Source organism: Stutzerimonas stutzeri (genome assembly GCF_013522825.1).
Classification (GTDB): Bacteria; Pseudomonadota; Gammaproteobacteria; order Pseudomonadales; family Pseudomonadaceae; genus Stutzerimonas; species Stutzerimonas stutzeri_AK.
In genome coordinates, this window is the sequence record NZ_JAAMQZ010000014.1 from 20,042 (window position 1) to 36,321 (window position 16,280).

General features: G+C 63.7%; 8 protein-coding genes and 2 pseudogenes. 6 read left to right on the forward strand and 4 right to left on the reverse strand.

Annotated features, from left to right (window positions below):
• Positions 1 to 139: 139 nt before the first annotated feature.
• Positions 140 to 1,330 carry a porin gene (locus G7020_RS10675; protein ID WP_181084204.1) on the reverse strand — a complete coding sequence of 397 codons (1,191 nt, stop codon included), beginning with the start codon at positions 1,328 to 1,330 and terminating at the stop codon, positions 140 to 142.
• Between the two features lie 212 nt (positions 1,331 to 1,542).
• Complete coding sequence (pqqF, locus tag G7020_RS10680; protein WP_181084206.1) at positions 1,543 to 4,068, reverse strand: pyrroloquinoline quinone biosynthesis protein PqqF; 2,526 nt, start codon at positions 4,066 to 4,068, stop codon at positions 1,543 to 1,545.
• A gap of 179 nt (positions 4,069 to 4,247) precedes the next feature.
• Between pqqF and G7020_RS24360 the strand changes: the two are divergent.
• Both G7020_RS24360 and G7020_RS24365 read left to right on the forward strand, forming a co-directional pair.
• Positions 4,248 to 4,781: pseudogene (locus G7020_RS24360) on the forward strand (LytS/YhcK type 5TM receptor domain-containing protein); the annotation flags it as partial.
• A pseudogene (locus tag G7020_RS24365) lies at positions 4,773 to 5,774 on the forward strand (diguanylate cyclase domain-containing protein); the annotation flags it as partial. The pseudogenes G7020_RS24360 and G7020_RS24365, both read left to right, overlap by 9 nt.
• 305 nt (positions 5,775 to 6,079) lie before the next feature.
• On the opposite strand, the gene hemH reads toward G7020_RS24365, so the two are convergent.
• Together hemH and G7020_RS10695 are read right to left on the reverse strand one after the other, a co-directional pair.
• Entirely contained in the window at positions 6,080 to 7,105 is a 1,026-nt protein-coding gene (gene hemH, locus G7020_RS10690) for a ferrochelatase (RefSeq protein WP_181084209.1), read from the reverse strand.
• A gap of 226 nt (positions 7,106 to 7,331) precedes the next feature.
• Entirely contained in the window at positions 7,332 to 7,550 is a 219-nt protein-coding gene (locus G7020_RS10695) for a hypothetical protein (RefSeq protein ID WP_181084211.1), read from the reverse strand.
• A 174-nt stretch (positions 7,551 to 7,724) separates the two neighbouring features.
• Between G7020_RS10695 and putA the strand changes: the two genes are divergently transcribed.
• The 4 genes from putA (at position 7,725) to G7020_RS10715 (ending at position 16,279) form a co-directional block, all read left to right on the forward strand.
• The gene (gene putA / locus G7020_RS10700) at positions 7,725 to 11,672 is read left to right on the forward strand and encodes a trifunctional transcriptional regulator/proline dehydrogenase/L-glutamate gamma-semialdehyde dehydrogenase (RefSeq protein ID WP_181084213.1); all 3,948 of its coding nucleotides are present in this window, start codon (positions 7,725 to 7,727) and stop codon (positions 11,670 to 11,672) included.
• Positions 11,673 to 11,788: 116 nt separating this feature from the next.
• Complete coding sequence (locus G7020_RS10705; protein ID WP_181084215.1) at positions 11,789 to 13,006, forward strand: MFS transporter; 1,218 nt, start codon at positions 11,789 to 11,791, stop codon at positions 13,004 to 13,006.
• 61 nt (positions 13,007 to 13,067) lie between these two features.
• Complete coding sequence (locus tag G7020_RS10710; protein WP_181084217.1) at positions 13,068 to 15,038, forward strand: TonB-dependent receptor plug domain-containing protein; 1,971 nt, start codon at positions 13,068 to 13,070, stop codon at positions 15,036 to 15,038.
• 248 nt (positions 15,039 to 15,286) lie between these two features.
• The gene (locus G7020_RS10715) at positions 15,287 to 16,279 is read left to right on the forward strand and encodes an iron ABC transporter permease (RefSeq protein WP_170911055.1); all 993 of its coding nucleotides are present in this window, start codon (positions 15,287 to 15,289) and stop codon (positions 16,277 to 16,279) included.
• Position 16,280 lies beyond the last annotated feature (1 nt).

Below are 16,280 nucleotides of genomic sequence, written 5' to 3' on the forward strand. Positions count from 1 at the left end.
AATACCGGCCTTCTGTGATGCGGCTCAGTGTTGACCACTGTGCCCAGGGCGTGGTGTGCGCTCAGCGCACGGGCCACTGCGATGCAACGGATGGAGCGACCTACGGTTCGGATTCCAGCCGTGCCCTGTTGCGCGCGGGTTAGAAGCTCAGCGCAGCACCTACGGCAAAGGTGCGGGTGTCTTCGTCCAGTGCGGCGGTATTACGCCCACGGACTTCCAGCTCGTTGAGCTCGGCCACCAGCGTCAGGTTGTCGTTGATGCTGTGGAACAGCGCGATACCACGGGTTTCGAAGTCGGCAGCCGTACCCAGGCCGTTGCCATCATCCTCTGTCTTGCCGTAGGACAGCGCCACGCGGTTCTTGCCAAAACGGTAGGAGCCTTGGAGCAGGTAACCGTCGCTATCTACTTCGCGCAGCAGCGCCTCGCCGAGGTTGTTGGTGAAGAAGGGGTTGATGCCTTCGGCCTGGAAGCCGGAAGCGGTCACCGACAGATCACCCATCTTCGCCTGCACGCCGTAGCTGATGCCCTTGGAGTCTACGTCACGCACGCTGCTGTCGGTGTTGTCCGAGCTCTGCTGCATGCCGCCGAGCCAGGTGTAGAACTGCGCACCGCCTGCCTCGAACTGATAGGTGATTTCGGTCTCGAAGCGCGGCGTGTCCTGATACGCCTTGTTCAGGGCTGCGCTCGTATCGCTGGTGGTATCCACCGGGTCCATGATGCCGACAGCAACACGCAGGCCGCTCATGACCGGCGAGCGATAAGTGACCTGTGCTGCCGGGAAGGGATAGGGGTAGCCGGTACCAATGTTGCCGAAGGAAACGCCGCCACCATCCACCAAGCCAAGGGTGTCGCTGACCTGGCCATAGCCGGTGAGCATCTCGTCGAGCAGGATGTTGGAGCGGGCGAACAGGCCGAAGTCCTTACCGAAGAGCACTTCACCCCACTCGTCATTGGCGACGGTGGCGTAGAACTGGCGGACGTCGATGCCGCTTTCGGTGCCATTGCTTTCACTGTCGTTGATGGTTACCCAGAACGAGGAACGGCCACCGAGCTTGAGATCGCCGACCTGCTTGCTGAAGTTGAAGCCGATGTAGTTGGGCAGGAAGCCCATCTTGACGCGCGACTGGTTGCGGTCGAACTGCTCACCGGCACGGTCCACCTTGCTGTGGACGTAGAAGGTGTTGAAGTAACCATCGGTGGAGAAGGTGGTGCCTTCCTGATCGTCGTACAGCACGATTGCGGCCATGGCTGACTGGCTCAGCCCCATGGCGATCGCGCTGGACAGAGCCAGGGGCAGAATTCGGGTAAAGGTTTTTTTCTTGTTGTGCATGGCGCTCTCCGCTTGATGTGACGACGGGCAGTCGTGTCGAGGCGGATTATCGAAAGCACCACGGATGAGCCATACGCTGCCATAGCGGCGTATGGCTAGTACTTTGGCTGTAGACGGGGGCTTGAGCTGCAAGCAGGCACGAGCAGAGCCGGAGGAAGCAGCGCTTAGGTAGTAAGCCGTAGCGCTTTAGCAGGTGATTCAACCTGTCAGGTTCAGGACCAGTGTGCATCCGGGGCGGCTGCATTGGCCAGAACCCGCCGGCCGCCAGCGCCATGGCGCACAGAGTCCAGCGCCGCCAGCACCTGCGCTGCGCTCAGGTTGGCCATGACTTGCGCCACCCGTGCCGGATGTTCATCTTCGTGACCCGCCAGCCAGGCTTGTCCGAGCTGCTCGGCACAGGCACGCAGGTCAGCCGTGCCGGCCACATGGCGCAGGGACAGTTCACGCGCGGTCTCTTCGATCTGCACAGCCTGACTCGCCAGTTGCGCGGCGAGATCCTCTAGAAAGACCTCGATATGTCCGAGAATCTCCACTGCCGAAGCCGTTGGCGACTGCACGGCGAAGAGCATCCCACCCTGGCCAGCGAATGAGGCGAAACGACTGAAAACGGCATAGCCCAGTTGCAATTCACTGCGCAGACGACGGAAAAAGGCGCGTTCAAGCAGGCGCCCCAGCACTCGCCAACTGGCCTCGACCTCGCAGTCAGCATTTGCTGGCAACGGACAGAACAGCAGCAGAGCTGTCTCGCCTCGGTTCTCTTGCGAACCGAGCCTGTGCCAGTGATGGGCATCCGGACTGGTCGTCAACTCAGGCTGTGCCGACATGGCTTGTCCGGGCAACGCAGCAATCGCCGCTTGTAGCGGGCCACTGAGATCTGCTGCGAAACCCAGAGCCAGCCCCTGCCATCGGGCGCCCTGCCAATGTTGCCTCAGCCCGGTCTGCTCCAGCGAAGCCTGCTCGGTTCTGGGTGTCGCCTCGGCGAGCAAGCGCGGCAGCAATGTCAGCAGCTGGCGAATCGGCAATTCATCGCCGCCCAGCCTGAAGGCACGCTCGGCCAGTTGCGGCCCTTGGGCGAGAGAAGTTTGCGGCGGCTTGGCCAGCAATGCGGCCAGGTCTTTCAGAATCAGCGGAATGGCTTCGGCAATGCCGTACAGACTCAGCAGCCAGCCATGTCCCAGATCCTCGAAACGCAGCTCGACGCCGGCTTGCCGCGCCGCCCAGACCCGCGATTGCAAGGCGTGCCGAAGCGCCTGCCAGTATCCCGCCGAAATCGTGCTGGGCATGAATCGCCAGCGCAGATACAGCGCTGCACGCCCGTGTGCATCCTCCGGGCCGAGCCAGTGCAGGGCCGGTTCGAGTGCGTCTGCTTTGCCTCGCAGGCCGGCTTGCAGCCAGGAATTGGCCTGCGGCTGCCGCCAATGCCAGGCGATGGAGGTTGCTCGCTCTGGCGTTTCGAATCTCAGGCGTAGCGGAAAACCAGCGGTTTCGATGGGTTCACGATGGCTCGTGTCTGTGGTCAGTACAACCGGTTGCGCAGCGAGCACCTGTTCGAGCACGCTCCCCAGCGCCTGGCGGACTGCCGCCTCGTCGCTGCCATCGCTCCAGGCCAGTGGCTCGACCCAGTGCCTCAGCCGCGCCAGGGGCTCGGCTACCTGCAAGCCGCGCCGAAGCACGCGCAGATATTCCTCGCGACAGGCCTGCCAGCGGGCTTCACTGGAAAAGAAGCGCAACCAATCGAACAATGCATCGACGACCTGCGCCCGCCGCGCAAGGCCCTGCTCAGTCAGCGTCGCCTCGATCACCATTACGCCCTGCCCCGCATACCAGTACGGCACACGCAGCTTCAGCAACTGGCATAACCCTTGGTCGCGCAGGCGCGACAGCAGGCTCTCCGGCGCTTCGGATGCGATCCAGCTGGACAGATGATCCAGCGCCGACAGGCCATGCGCGGACATCCCGTCGAGGGCGAACCCCAGCAGCAGGCGCGGCGCAGCCTTGTCCAGTTGCAGGCGCAGCCAGGCCTCGCGCGGATTTTGCAAGGGCGGCGCATCACGCCGAATGAAGGGGCCGGAGGCAAGCGAACCATCAGCCAGCCGCGCCAACCGCATCAGTTCGGCGTGCGCATGCGGGCCGGCCAACAGCAGTTCGATCTGCCCCGTGCGGTAAAAGCGCCGATGATAGCCAAGCAGCGCCTGCTGGAAGTGCTCATCCTCGACGGGCAGTGTTTCGCGGTTGCCAGCGTGAAAGGCACTGAACGGATGGCCACTGCCGAGTACCTGCCCCAGCGCCGCATCGCACAGGGTTTCGGCATCCTCGGCGCGCGCCCGGTATTCGGCATGCAGCACCTCGCGTTCACGCTGTTGCGCGGCAGGGTCGAGCAGCGGTCGGGCAAGCATGTCCAGCAGGCGCGACAGGCCTTCTTCGAGCCGGTCGGCGGGCACCTGGAAGAAATAGTCGGTGTGGCGCTCGCGGGTCGAGGCATTCAGTTGCCCGCCACAGGCCTGGACGAAAGGCATCAGGCTCTGTTCGACGGGATAGTGCCGGCTACCGAGAAACAGCAGGTGTTCAAGAAAATGCGCCAGCCCCGGATAGGCCGCAGGCGCATCGTGGGCGCCGGCATGCACGCGGACAAACGCGGCAGCCTGCGCCCCCTCGGGCAGGCACAGCAGGCGTACACGCAGGCCATTGGGCAGGCTGATCTGCGGTGGACGCTGGACAGAATCGGTTTGCAGAGGCATGGGCTGTGGCGGCTCCGGCAGAGGTCCGGGCAGGATCGCGCCAAGCCGTGTTCGACACAATGGTGCCAAAGTATTGGCTCAGCAGGCCGTTGCAAACCATCTGCGCTGACGGATGCCTCGGCATGGACCATCAGGTAAGCTCGTAGCACAAAGCCAGTCAGTCAATCCGAGGTGCCGTGATGACCCTGACGCTTCTGCAGAATGCTGCCCTTCTCCTTGCGCTGTGCTGGCTGCTCGGCTTTACCCTGCATCACAGGGCCAACAGACATCCCACGGCTACCAATACCCTAACTGGCCTCTGGTTCGGTGGCGTCTGCGTGGTCGGCATGATGGTGCCCTTCACGCTGCAGCCGGGCGTCATCTATGACAGCCGCGCGGCGGTGTTGAGCATGGCCAGTCTCTTTGGCGGGCCGCTGACGGCAGCGATCGCCGCCGTCATGGCCGGAGGCTACCGGCTGTGGCTGGGTGGAGCGGGAAGCTACATCGGCCTGTTCAATATCGCCATGCCGGTACTGTTGGGTCTTGGCTTTCGTCTTGGCCACAAGCGCGGCCTGTGGAAGATCGGCTTCTGGCCATTGCTGGGCCTGGGACTCATTCTGCATGCCTCCGCGCTGATCTCCATGCTCGCATTGCCTTCGGTGGCCTCCCTGAGCATCGGGGAGCTGGCCCTGCCAACGCTGCTGATCATGCCGCTGGCGACAGTGATGGTCGGCCTGCTGCTCGATGACCTCTCGCGCCACCACCGCGCCGAGCAGGCCCTGCTGGCCAGCGAAGCGCGCCTGAGTGCGATCACCCGTGCCATTCCGGACCTGCTGCTGGTCATCGATGAAGACGGTCAGTATATGGAAATCGTCTCGTCCGACAGCAGCCCGCCATTTGCCGGCTGCCAGGCGCTGACGGGCCAGAGCATGCATCAGGCGTTGCGCCAGGAGGATACGGAGCGCTTCATGAGCCTCATCGAGCAGGCGCTGACCAGCAATACGCCGCTGACACTGGAATTCCCCTACCAGACCGAGGAAGGCCTGAAATTCTACGATGTTCACGCACAACGCCTCGAAACACCGCCCGACGGCAAGCGCGCGGTGGTTGCCATCCTGCGCGACATCACCGAGCGCAAGACGGCAGAAGAACGCATTCATCACCTGGCCTTCTACGACCTGCTGACCGGCCTGCCCAACCGGCGCCTGCTGCTCGACCGCCTGCAGCAGGCGCTGACGAGCAGCGCGCGCAGAGGCTGCCACGGCGCCCTGATGTTCATCGATCTGGACAATTTCAAGAACATCAACGATGCCTACGGCCACCCGGTCGGCGACCTCTTTCTGCAACAGGCCGCCCAGCGCCTGCGCACCGGCGTGCGTGGTAGCGACACCGTGGCGCGCCTGGGCGGTGACGAGTTCGTGGTGATGCTCGAAGAACTCGACAGCCAGCCCGAAAGAGCCGCCGAACAGGCCCGGCAGATCGGCGACAAGCTGCTGGCGACCCTGGCCACGCCCTACCCCCTGGAGGGGGAAATGCTCCACAGCAGCGGCAGCATCGGCATTGCGCTGTTCTGCGGTGTGGGCGTCAGCCCCGACGAGCTGATGAAGCGCGCCGACCTGTCGATGTACGAAGCCAAGAACAACGGCAAGAATGCGCTGCGCTTCTATGACGCCTCCATGCAGGACAACATGCAGCAGCGGCTGGAACTGGAAGACGAGCAACAGCAATCAGAGGTCTGCTCGTAGGCCGGACGTTGTTCGGTCCTTGGATGGGCCTTGTTGAAGCCCGAGCATAAGGCCGAACTTGTTCGCCCTTGGCCGAATAAATTCGGCCCTACGGTAAGCGCGAACGTAGGGCCGAACTTGTTCGGCCTTGGATGAATGCATTCGACCCTACGGAATGAGCGGTCCGTAGCCTGGATTAGCCGAAGGCGTAATCCGGGGTTCCGCAGCAAGCCGACAATATAGGGTGGAGACACCCCTCGGCGAACGACCTTGCTCCCGCTCGCCAGGTCGGTGGAGCGTACCCCGACCTACAGCGCCCGCGGCGCCCGGCGGCACAGTGTCACCAGCGCCTGTACCCAGCTTTCATGAGTATTCAGGCAGGGAACCAGTTGCAGCTCCTCACCACCGGCAGCCACGAATTGCTCGCGGCCACGGTCGCCGATTTCCTCCAGTGTCTCGATGCAGTCGGCGACGAAGGCCGGGCACATCACCAGCAGCTTCTTCACACCCTGCGCCGCCAGCTCATCCAGACGGGCTTCGGTATAGGGCTCGATCCACTTGGCGCGCCCCAGACGGGACTGGAAGCTCACGGACCACTGGTCCGGGCGCAATCCGGCACGTTTCGCGAAGGCAGCACCACTCTGCAGGCACTGGGCACGGTAGCAACTGGCAAGCACCGCACCTTCGGCACGCTGGCAGCAATCATCGCTTTTCAGGCAATGCGCGCCGCTCGGATCGGTCTTGTGCAAATGACGCTCGGGCAGGCCGTGGAAGCTCAGCAGCAGGTGATCGAAATCCTGCTCCAGATAAGGTCTGATGCTATCGACCAGGGCGTCGAGGTATTCCGGCTGATCGTAGAAGGGCTGCAGGATCGAGAGTTCGATATCGAGCCCCCTGTCACGAATGACCCGCCGTGCCTCTTCGACAGCGGTTTTCGTGGTGCTGTCGGCAAACTGCGGATACAGCGGCGCAAAGGTCACCTGACGAATGCCCTGCCCCGCCAGTTTGACCAGCGCACGCTCGATGGACGGCTCGCCATAACGCATCGCCAACTCCACCGGGCCTTCCTTCCAGTACGGACGCACTGCTTCGCTCAGGCGCTGGCTGAGCACCACCAGCGGCGATCCCTCCGGCCACCAGATCGAGGCATAGGCGTGGGCCGACTGTTGCGGACGCCTGACGAGAATCAGCGACACCAGCAGACGACGCAGCGGCCACGGCAGATCGACGACATAGGGGTCCATCAGAAACTGGTTGAGATAACGCCGTACATCGGCCACCTCGGTGGACGCTGGCGAACCCAGATTGACCAGTAACAACGCCTGCTCTGTCATGCGTATTTCTCTGCCTTGTGTTGGGAGGATCGTGCCACGCCCACCGGAGTGGCCGGGCGGCGGCGCTATACTGCCCGAGCCGGGCGCCTGGATGCTACCCGACAGATCGAATCCGCAGGCGCTGGAATGGTTTGGACTGTCGCGGCTGTTTCAGGCAGGAGCAGGAGTGATACCAGGGGAGGATCGGAGCATTGCCAGCGGCCTTCCGTCGCCGCTGGCAAGAGCGCTACCCGCGCTTGTCAGAAGGGATCATCGCGTGGCGCCTGATCAGCGTATCGGCCACCAGCAACGCCAGCAGCGGCAGCACACCGACCTTCAGCGCCAACGGCCAGGACACGACAAAGCCAATCAACACTGCCCCCGCCACCACGATGGCGGCAAGGCAATGTGCACAAAAGCGCCACAGTTCCATTGCAACGACCCGAGTATTCCGGTTGTTGAGCATGGCGAGCCCCTCTTGTTGTTATCAGCCTCGTACAAGGTCAGCGTAGTCACCGTGTACATATGCGCAAACACATTTTCATTTCATTAATGTGTCTGGCACGGTGTTTACAGGCGATCCGAATGTTTCGCCCAAGAAGGTCTAAGCTCTGTCAGAGAACCACAGAGGGCAGCCGCCATGACCACCCCCACGCTCGGCATCAGGCTCGATGACGCGACCCGCGAGCGACTCGCCGCAGCCGCACACCGGCTCGATCGCACACCGCAGTGGCTGGTCCGGCAGGCCATCTTCGACTTCCTCGAACAACTCGATAGCACAGGCCAGATAGGCGAGAGCAGCCGCGCGGGCACTATCGAGCAGGAAGCGGACCTGAACATCGAGCCGGCCAGCCTGCCATTTCTCGAATTCGCCGAATCCATCCTGCCGCAGTCGGTGCTGCGTTCTGCCATCACCGCCGCCTACCGCCGCCCCGAATCTGAAGCCGTGCCGATACTGCTGGAGCAGGCGCGGCTTGCGCCGGACAAGGCCACCGCAGCGCACGAGCTTGCCATGCGCATCGCCGGCAAGCTGCGCAACCGAAAAAACGCCGGCGGTCGCCAGGGGCTGGTACAGGGGTTGCTGCAGGAATTTTCGCTGTCCTCTCAGGAAGGCGTGGCGCTGATGTGCCTGGCCGAAGCCCTGCTGCGGGTGCCGGACAAGGGCACGCGCGATGCACTGATCCGCGACAAGATCAGCACCGGCAACTGGCAGCCGCACCTGGGCAACAGCCAGTCGGTATTCGTCAATGCGGCGACCTGGGGGCTGATGCTGACCGGCCGGCTGGTGGCCACCCACAACGAGACGGGCCTCACCTCTTCGCTCAACCGGCTGATCGGCAAAGGCGGCGAGCCGCTGATCCGCAAGGGCGTGGATATGGCGATGCGGCTGATGGGCGAGCAGTTCGTCACCGGCGAGACCATCGGCGAGGCGCTGGCCAATGCCCAGACCATGGAAGCCAGGGGCTTTCGCTATTCCTACGACATGCTTGGCGAAGCCGCGCTGACCGCCGGGGATGCGCGCCGCTATCTCGCCGCCTACGAGCAGGCGATCCACGCCATCGGCAAGGCCTCGCACGGGCGCGGCATTTATGAAGGGCCGGGCATCTCGATCAAGCTCTCGGCCCTGCACCCGCGCTACAGCCGAGCGCAATACGAGCGGGTGATGGACGAGCTTTACCCGACATTGCTGTCACTGACGCAACTGGCCCGGCAGTACGACATCGGCATCAATATCGACGCCGAGGAAGCCGATCGCCTCGAACTGTCGCTGGACCTGCTCGAACGCCTGTGCTTCGAGCCTTCGCTAGCGGACTGGAACGGCATCGGTTTCGTCATCCAGGCCTACCAGAAGCGCTGCCCGCATGTGGTCGACTACCTGATCGACCTGGCCAGGCGCAGCCGGCACCGGCTGATGATCCGGCTGGTCAAGGGCGCCTACTGGGACAGCGAAATCAAGCTGGCGCAGGTCAACGGGCTGGAGGGGTATCCGGTCTACACCCGCAAGGCCTATACCGATGTGTCCTTTCTCGCCTGCGCACGCAAACTGCTGGCCGCGCCAGAGGCGATCTACCCGCAGTTCGCCACGCACAACGCCCACACCCTGGCGGCGGTCTACCAGCTCGCCGGGCCGAACTACTATGCCGGTCAGTATGAATTCCAGTGCCTGCACGGCATGGGCGAACCCCTCTACGAGCAGGTGGTGGGCAAGGGCGATGGCCGTCTCGATCGCCCTTGCCGCATCTACGCGCCGGTGGGCAGCCATGAAACCCTGCTGGCCTACCTGGTGCGCCGGTTGCTGGAAAACGGCGCCAACACCTCATTCGTCAACCGCATCGCCGACACGAGCATCGCGCTGGAGGAACTGGTGGCCGACCCGGTGCGCACGGTCGAACAGTTGCTGGCAGAAGAAGGCACGCTCGGCCTGCCGCATCCGCGCATTCCACTGCCGCGCAATCTCTACGGGGATGCACGGCTCAACTCCTGCGGCATCGACCTGTCCAGCGAACAGCGCCTGGCTTCACTGTCCTCCGCCCTGCTCGCCAGCGCGCATCGGCTTTACAGCGCAGCACCCCTGCTGGGTTGCGCGACCGCCACGACAGCGGTCGCCGAACCACTGCTCAACCCGGCCAACCACCGTGACCCGGTGGGCCTGGTGCAGGAAGCAACCGAGGAAGACGTGGACAACGCCCTGCGCTGCGCCCAGGAAACCGCGGCAAGCTGGCAGGCAACCCCGCCAACCGAACGCGCCGCCGCACTGGAACGGGCCGCTGAGCTGATGGAAAGCCGTATGCAGGAACTGCTCGGCGTGCTGGTTCGCGAAGCCGGGAAATCCTTCGTCAACGCCATCGCCGAAGTGCGCGAAGCGGTGGACTTCCTGCGCTTCTATGGCGCCGAGGTACGCAGCAATTTCGACAACGAAACGCACCTGCCGCTCGGGCCTGTGGTGTGCATCAGCCCCTGGAATTTCCCGCTGGCGATATTCACCGGCCAGGTCTGCGCCGCCCTTGGCGCGGGCAATACGGTATTGGCCAAGCCTGCCGAGCAGACCCCGCTGATCGCCACGCTGGGCGTGCAGATCCTCCATGAAGCCGGGATTCCCAGAGGGGCGCTGCAGCTGTTGCCAGGCCGTGGCGAAACCGTCGGCGCACGGCTGGTGGCGGATGAGCGGGTACGCGGCGTGATGTTCACCGGCTCCACCGCCGTCGCCTCGATCCTGCAACGCAGTATCGCCGGACGCCTGGACGCCCGTGGCCGGAGCATTCCGCTGATCGCCGAAACCGGCGGACAGAACGCGATGATCGTCGACTCCTCGGCGCTGGCCGAACAGGTGGTCATGGACGTCATGGCCTCGGCCTTCGACAGCGCCGGGCAGCGCTGCTCGGCGCTGCGCGTACTCTACCTGCAGGAAGAGGTGGCCGAGCGCATCATCGCCATGCTCAAGGGCGCCATGGCCGAAGCGCGCATGGGCAACCCGCAGCGGCTGTCGGTGGATGTCGGCCCGGTGATCGATAGCGAAGCCCGCGACGCTATCGAAAAGCATCTGCAGGCCATGCGCGACAAGGGCCGGACGGTTCAGCAGATGGCCCGTGTCGATGCAGACGAGTGTGCCCACGGCACCTTCGTGATGCCAACGCTGATCGAACTGGAACGCCTCGATGAGTTGCAGCAGGAAGTGTTCGGCCCGGTGCTGCACGTGCTGCGCTACCGGCGCGCCGAGCTGGATGCCCTGCTCGACCAGATCAATGCCGCCGGCTACGGCCTGACCTTGGGAGTGCATACCCGCATCGACGAGACGATTGCCAGGGTCGTCGAGCGCGCCAGGGTCGGCAATCTCTACGTCAACCGCAACATCGTCGGCGCGGTGGTCGGCGTACAGCCTTTCGGCGGCGAGGGCCTGTCCGGCACCGGACCCAAGGCGGGCGGTCCGCTGTATCTGTATCGGCTGCTCTCGGTCAGGCCCGATGACGCGCTGCGCCGGGCGTTGGACTTCGGCGGCACGCAGACGGCGCCGGAGATCCACCGAGACGAAGAACAGGAAAGCGCCGCCCGGCTGTTCAAACAGTGGGCGCAGGACAACGGTATGCATGAACTGGCCGAACTCTGCGAGGGCTATCGCGAACAATCCCAGAGCGGCAGCACCCGGCTGCTCAACGGCCCCACCGGCGAACGCAACAGCTACAGCCTGCTGCCGCGTGAATATGTGCTGTGCCTGGCCGAAACCGGGCAGGACCTGCTGACCCAACTGGCAGCCGTGCTGGCCATCGGCAGTCAGGCGGTGCTGCCGGACACTCCGCCCGTTCGCAGCCTGATCGAGCGACTGCCGCAGGAAGTCCAAGCGCGCATCCGGCTCGTCGCCGACTGGAGCCGCGATGAGGTGCGTTTCGATAGCGTGCTGCACCATGGCGATGCCGACCAGCTACGCGACCTCAGCCAACAGCTGTCAACGCGCAGCGGGCCTATCGTCGGCGTGCAGGGGCTGGCCCCTGGCGAAACCGATATCCCGCTGGAACGCCTGCTGATCGAGCGCGCCCTGAGCATCAACACCGCCGCAGCGGGCGGCAATGCCAGCCTGATGACACTGGGCTGATGTCACGTCGCATCTGTTCAACAGACAATTCACCACCAATGATAATGATTTGTATTTGATATAGCATTAGCAATCAATTAGGATGCTGCCCGCCTCTCTACCGAGCGTGCCGCCCTATGAACGTTGCTGAACAGTCAAGAATCGCTGTCCACTTGGCGATGCTGGTCAACATGCTGTCATTGGGGTCGCTGATGATGGTCATGCCGCTGGGACCGGACCTCGTTCGCCACCTCGGCATGGAAGCCAGCCATGTGGGTTACATCAGCGGCGGCGCGACCATCGCCGCCGCCTTGAGTGCGGTTGTAGCCGCACCCTGGCTGGATCGCTTCGACCGCAAGCGCGCGCTGGTTACCCTGCTGGCGCTTCGCTTCGTCCTTCTGCTCTGTTGCGCGCTGGCCACCCACGCCAATCAGCTCATCGCCCTGTTCATTCTGTCGGGCTTGCTGGCAGGCCCGATGGGCGCGGTGCTGATGGCCGCCATGCTGGACATGATTCCGCCTGCGCAGCGCGGCAGGCAGCTTGCCTACGTCGGCATGGGCTTTTCGCTGGCGGCCATCCTGATCATTCCCCTGTCGCTGGAAAGCGCGGCCCGCTGGGGCTGGACATCGCCATTCCTGATTCTGGGTGGCGCCGGACTGCTGCTGGCATTGCTGTGCCAGTTGCTTCTGCCCTCGCCGCCTGCTGCCAAGCGGCCACGCGGCTCGATCCTGCCGCTGCTTTCCTCGCGTTTGTGCCTGGCAGCCCTGGCCATCACCGCGCTGCAGATGTTCGGCCATTTCCTGCTGGTGCCGCATTTCGCCAACTACTTCCAGTTCAATCTGGACTTCCCGCGCAGCAGCCTGGGCCTGCTCTATTTCCTCGGCGGTCTTGCCAGCCTCGCGGCGATGCGCCTCGGTGGCGGCTGGATCGATCGCGGTGGCGCGGTGACGGTCGTGCTGGTCAGCAGCGGCGGCCTCGCCCTGGTCACCGCGCTGGGTTTCGCAATGTCGCCGGGCGTCTCGCTCTACATCATCTTCACGGCGTTCATGGCGCTGAGCGCCGTGCGCAGCAACAGCACCATGACCATCGCAGCCGGCATTCCGCAACCGCATCAGCGCGCGGCCTTCATGGCGTTCCAGGGCACGGTTTCGAATGTCGCCGCCGGGATCGGCAGCCTCTGCTCCGCGCTCTACCTGACGTCCGGCGCGCAGCATCAGTTGATCGGCTTCGAGCACCTGGCCGGCTTCTACGCGCTCGTCGGGCTGGTGGCTGGTCTGGGCGTCCTCTACCTGCTGCATGGCCTGCGCCAGCGCGATGCCAGCCACCAGGAGATGACAGAACAACAGGCGGGATGAACCTGCCGGGGATTCGTGATCAGTCCGTTTCAAACAACATCAAGCAGCAACGGAGCATGCTATGCCAATCGCAAGAAACCGAGGAATCAGCCGTCCTCGTCACCTATCCCTGACCATCCTGGCCAGTCTTCTGCCGTTCTGCGCACTCGCGGATGATCCGGTAGCACTGAAGAACGAAGTCATCACCGCCACCCAGACCGCCCACAGCGAACTCAGCGCACCGGCCAGTGTGTCGGTGGTGACGCGCGAAGAGCTGGAAAAGATGCCGGTCTACAACCTGGCCGACGCGGTGAAGTATCTGCCGGGCGTGCACATCAACCCGTCTTCATCCTATGGACGCAAGGAAATCAAGCTGCGCGGGATGGATTCGGACTACACCCTGCTGCTGGTCAATGGTCGCCGCGTGAATTCCCGCGAAGCCCTGACCTCCAACTACGCCAACGACTTCGACCTGTCGTCGATTCCCATGGCCGCCATCGAGCGCATCGAGGTGATCCGTGGCCCGATGTCCTCGCTGTATGGCGCCGATGCCCTGGGCGGCGTGGTCAACGTGATCCTGCGCCAGCCAACGGAAAGAACCGCCGCCGGCCTCGCCTATACCTACGAGCACCCGACCGAAGGGGATTCCGGCGACAGCCACAAGACCAGCGGCTACATCAGCGGTGCGCTGATCGAGGACAAGCTACGCGGCAACCTGATCGTTGAAACTACCGACCAGGCGGCCTGGGGTTCCGAGCAGACCGTCTTCGCCAACACCGATGCGGTCGAGAAACGCCAGAACGGCAGTGCCTTTGGCACCCTCAGCTGGCTGCTGGACGAGCGCCAGAGCATCGATCTGGACATGAGCTACCGCAGCGACGACCGCAAGGCGATCTGGAACAACTCCGGCGTGTCCTTTCCGACCAACGTCCAGGAAATGGATCGCTGGACCCTGGGCCTGGCGCACAACGGCAACTGGGACGGCTTCAACACTCGGCTGCGCTACTACTACGAAGACGTCGACCTGATGGACGACTCCGAGCTCATGACCAACATGCACCGTAGTAAGGGCGATGTGCAGCAGAAGAACCACACCGTCGATGGCCAGGTCAGCGCCTTCCTTGGCAACCACCTGCTCACCCTGGGTGGCGAGTTCCGCCGTATCGAACTGTCGCACAACCAGAACCTGGGCGCGGATACCGAAGTCGATCAGAAGGCCATCTACCTGCAGGACGAATTCTCCATCGGCAGGCTCGACATCACCCTGGGCGGTCGCTGGGACGATCACGACAGCTTCGGTGGCGAGTTCAGCCCGCGCGCCTACGGTGTCTACAACCTGACCGACCACTGGGTGATCAAGGGCGGCGCTGGCAAGTCCTTCAAGGCACCGAGCATCTATCAGTTCGACGAAACCTACGGCGTGCTGGCCTGCCGTGGCAGATGCACCCTGGTCGGCAACCCCGATCTGAAGCCGGAAACCGCCACCAGCTACGAGCTCGGCACGCTCTACCAGGACCAGCGTATCGAGGCTGGCATCATGTTCTTCGATAACGAGATCGAGGACATGATCTACACCGACAGCTGGCGTGCCGGTTACATGCCGAGCGTGATGACCTACACCAACGTCGACAAGGCGCGTGTCAGGGGCTACGAGCTGCAAGGCCGCTACGCTTTCAGCGATGCGATTGGCTTGCGCGCCAACTACACCTATGCGGACGCCGAGAACCGCGAGACCGACGAGCCCCTGCGCAACACGCCGCAGCACATGGCCAACATCGGTGTAGACTGGTCCGCCCTGCCGAACCTCGACCTGAACCTGGACTACCAGTACACGGGCAGCCAGTTCGTCTATGTCTCGGCCGCACAGCCCGAAGTCGAGTCCGGTGCCTTCCACACGCTCAGCGTCGGTGCCCGCTACAAGGCCACCAACGAGCTGACGCTCCGTGGCGGGCTCAACAACCTGACCAATGAGAAGCGCGACGAGGTTGCGCAGTCGATCGACAACATCCTCATGGGCCGCACGCTGTTCGTGGGCTTCAGCTACGACATCTGACCCACCAACCCCCGGTGGTTTCGACCGCCGGGTTTCATCGGAGTAGTAACAGATGAACAATGGCAACGATTAACAGGCCGTTGAAAAACGTAGGCGAGGCAGGCAAGACGAGGCGAAAACAGCCGAAGAAGCGCAGTTTAGGCGTTCTAAATGAGCATTCTGAGGCTGTTTTCAACGAAGTATTGCCAACGCAGGTAGTTTTTCAACAGCCTGTTGACCAGTCGCTTCCCGGCCATCAGAAGACCGTCATCCTGTGTGGCGGCGGCCTGCTGCTGGGGTTGCTGGTGCTCTCGATGAGTATCGGCGCGGGTGTCTACGGTGCGGGTGACGTGCTCGGCTATCTGCTGGGCGATCCGCTCGCCGTGGCGGACGAGAAACTGGCCATGGTGGTCGATACGCTGCGTCTGCCCCGCACCCTGGCAGCGCTGGTGGTCGGTGCGAGCCTGGCGATCGCCGCCTCGTTGCTGCAAAGCGCGACACGCAACCCGCTGGCCGAACCCGGCCTGCTCGGCGTCAATGCCGGTGCGGTGCTGGGGCTGGTGATCGGGCTGATCTTCTTCGACGTCGAGTCCACCCAGGGTTATCTGCTGTGGTCCGGCGCCGGCGCGCTGCTGGGCAACCTGGTAGTGCTGGTGATCGGGCTGATGCTCGGCCAGGCCAGCCCGCTGAAGCTGATCCTCGCCGGCGTTGCCCTGGGTGCGATCTTCAGCGGCCTGTCGAACTTCATGCTTCTGCGTACGCGCATTGCGCTGGAGCAGTTCCGGTTCTGGAACCTGGGATCGCTGTCCGCCTCCAGCCTGGATGCCCTGGCTACGGTGGCACCAGTCGCACTGTTCGGCCTGGTCCTGGCCGCCCTGCTCTGTCGGAAGCTGACGCTGATGCAGATGGGCGACAGCCAGGCGCGGGCGCTGGGCATTCATACCACCTGGGTACGCCTGGGCGTGCTGGCCGCCTCGACGCTGCTGATCGCCTGTGCGATTTCCCTCGCGGGTCCCATCGGTTTCGTCGGTTTTCTGGCCGCCTATTGCGCCCGCATGATCGAACCGGTGGCGTTGCTGCGGCAACTGCTGTTCTCCACCCTGTTCGGCATGGCGTTCCTGCTGGCCGCCGACGTGCTCGCACGCTGGTTGCTGCAACCCTACGAGTTGCCGGTCGGTACTCTGCTGGCCGCGCTGGGCGCGCCGGCGCTGATCGCCATCGTGCTGCGCGGCGGTTTCCGTTCACTACTGGCGGTGAGGTAGG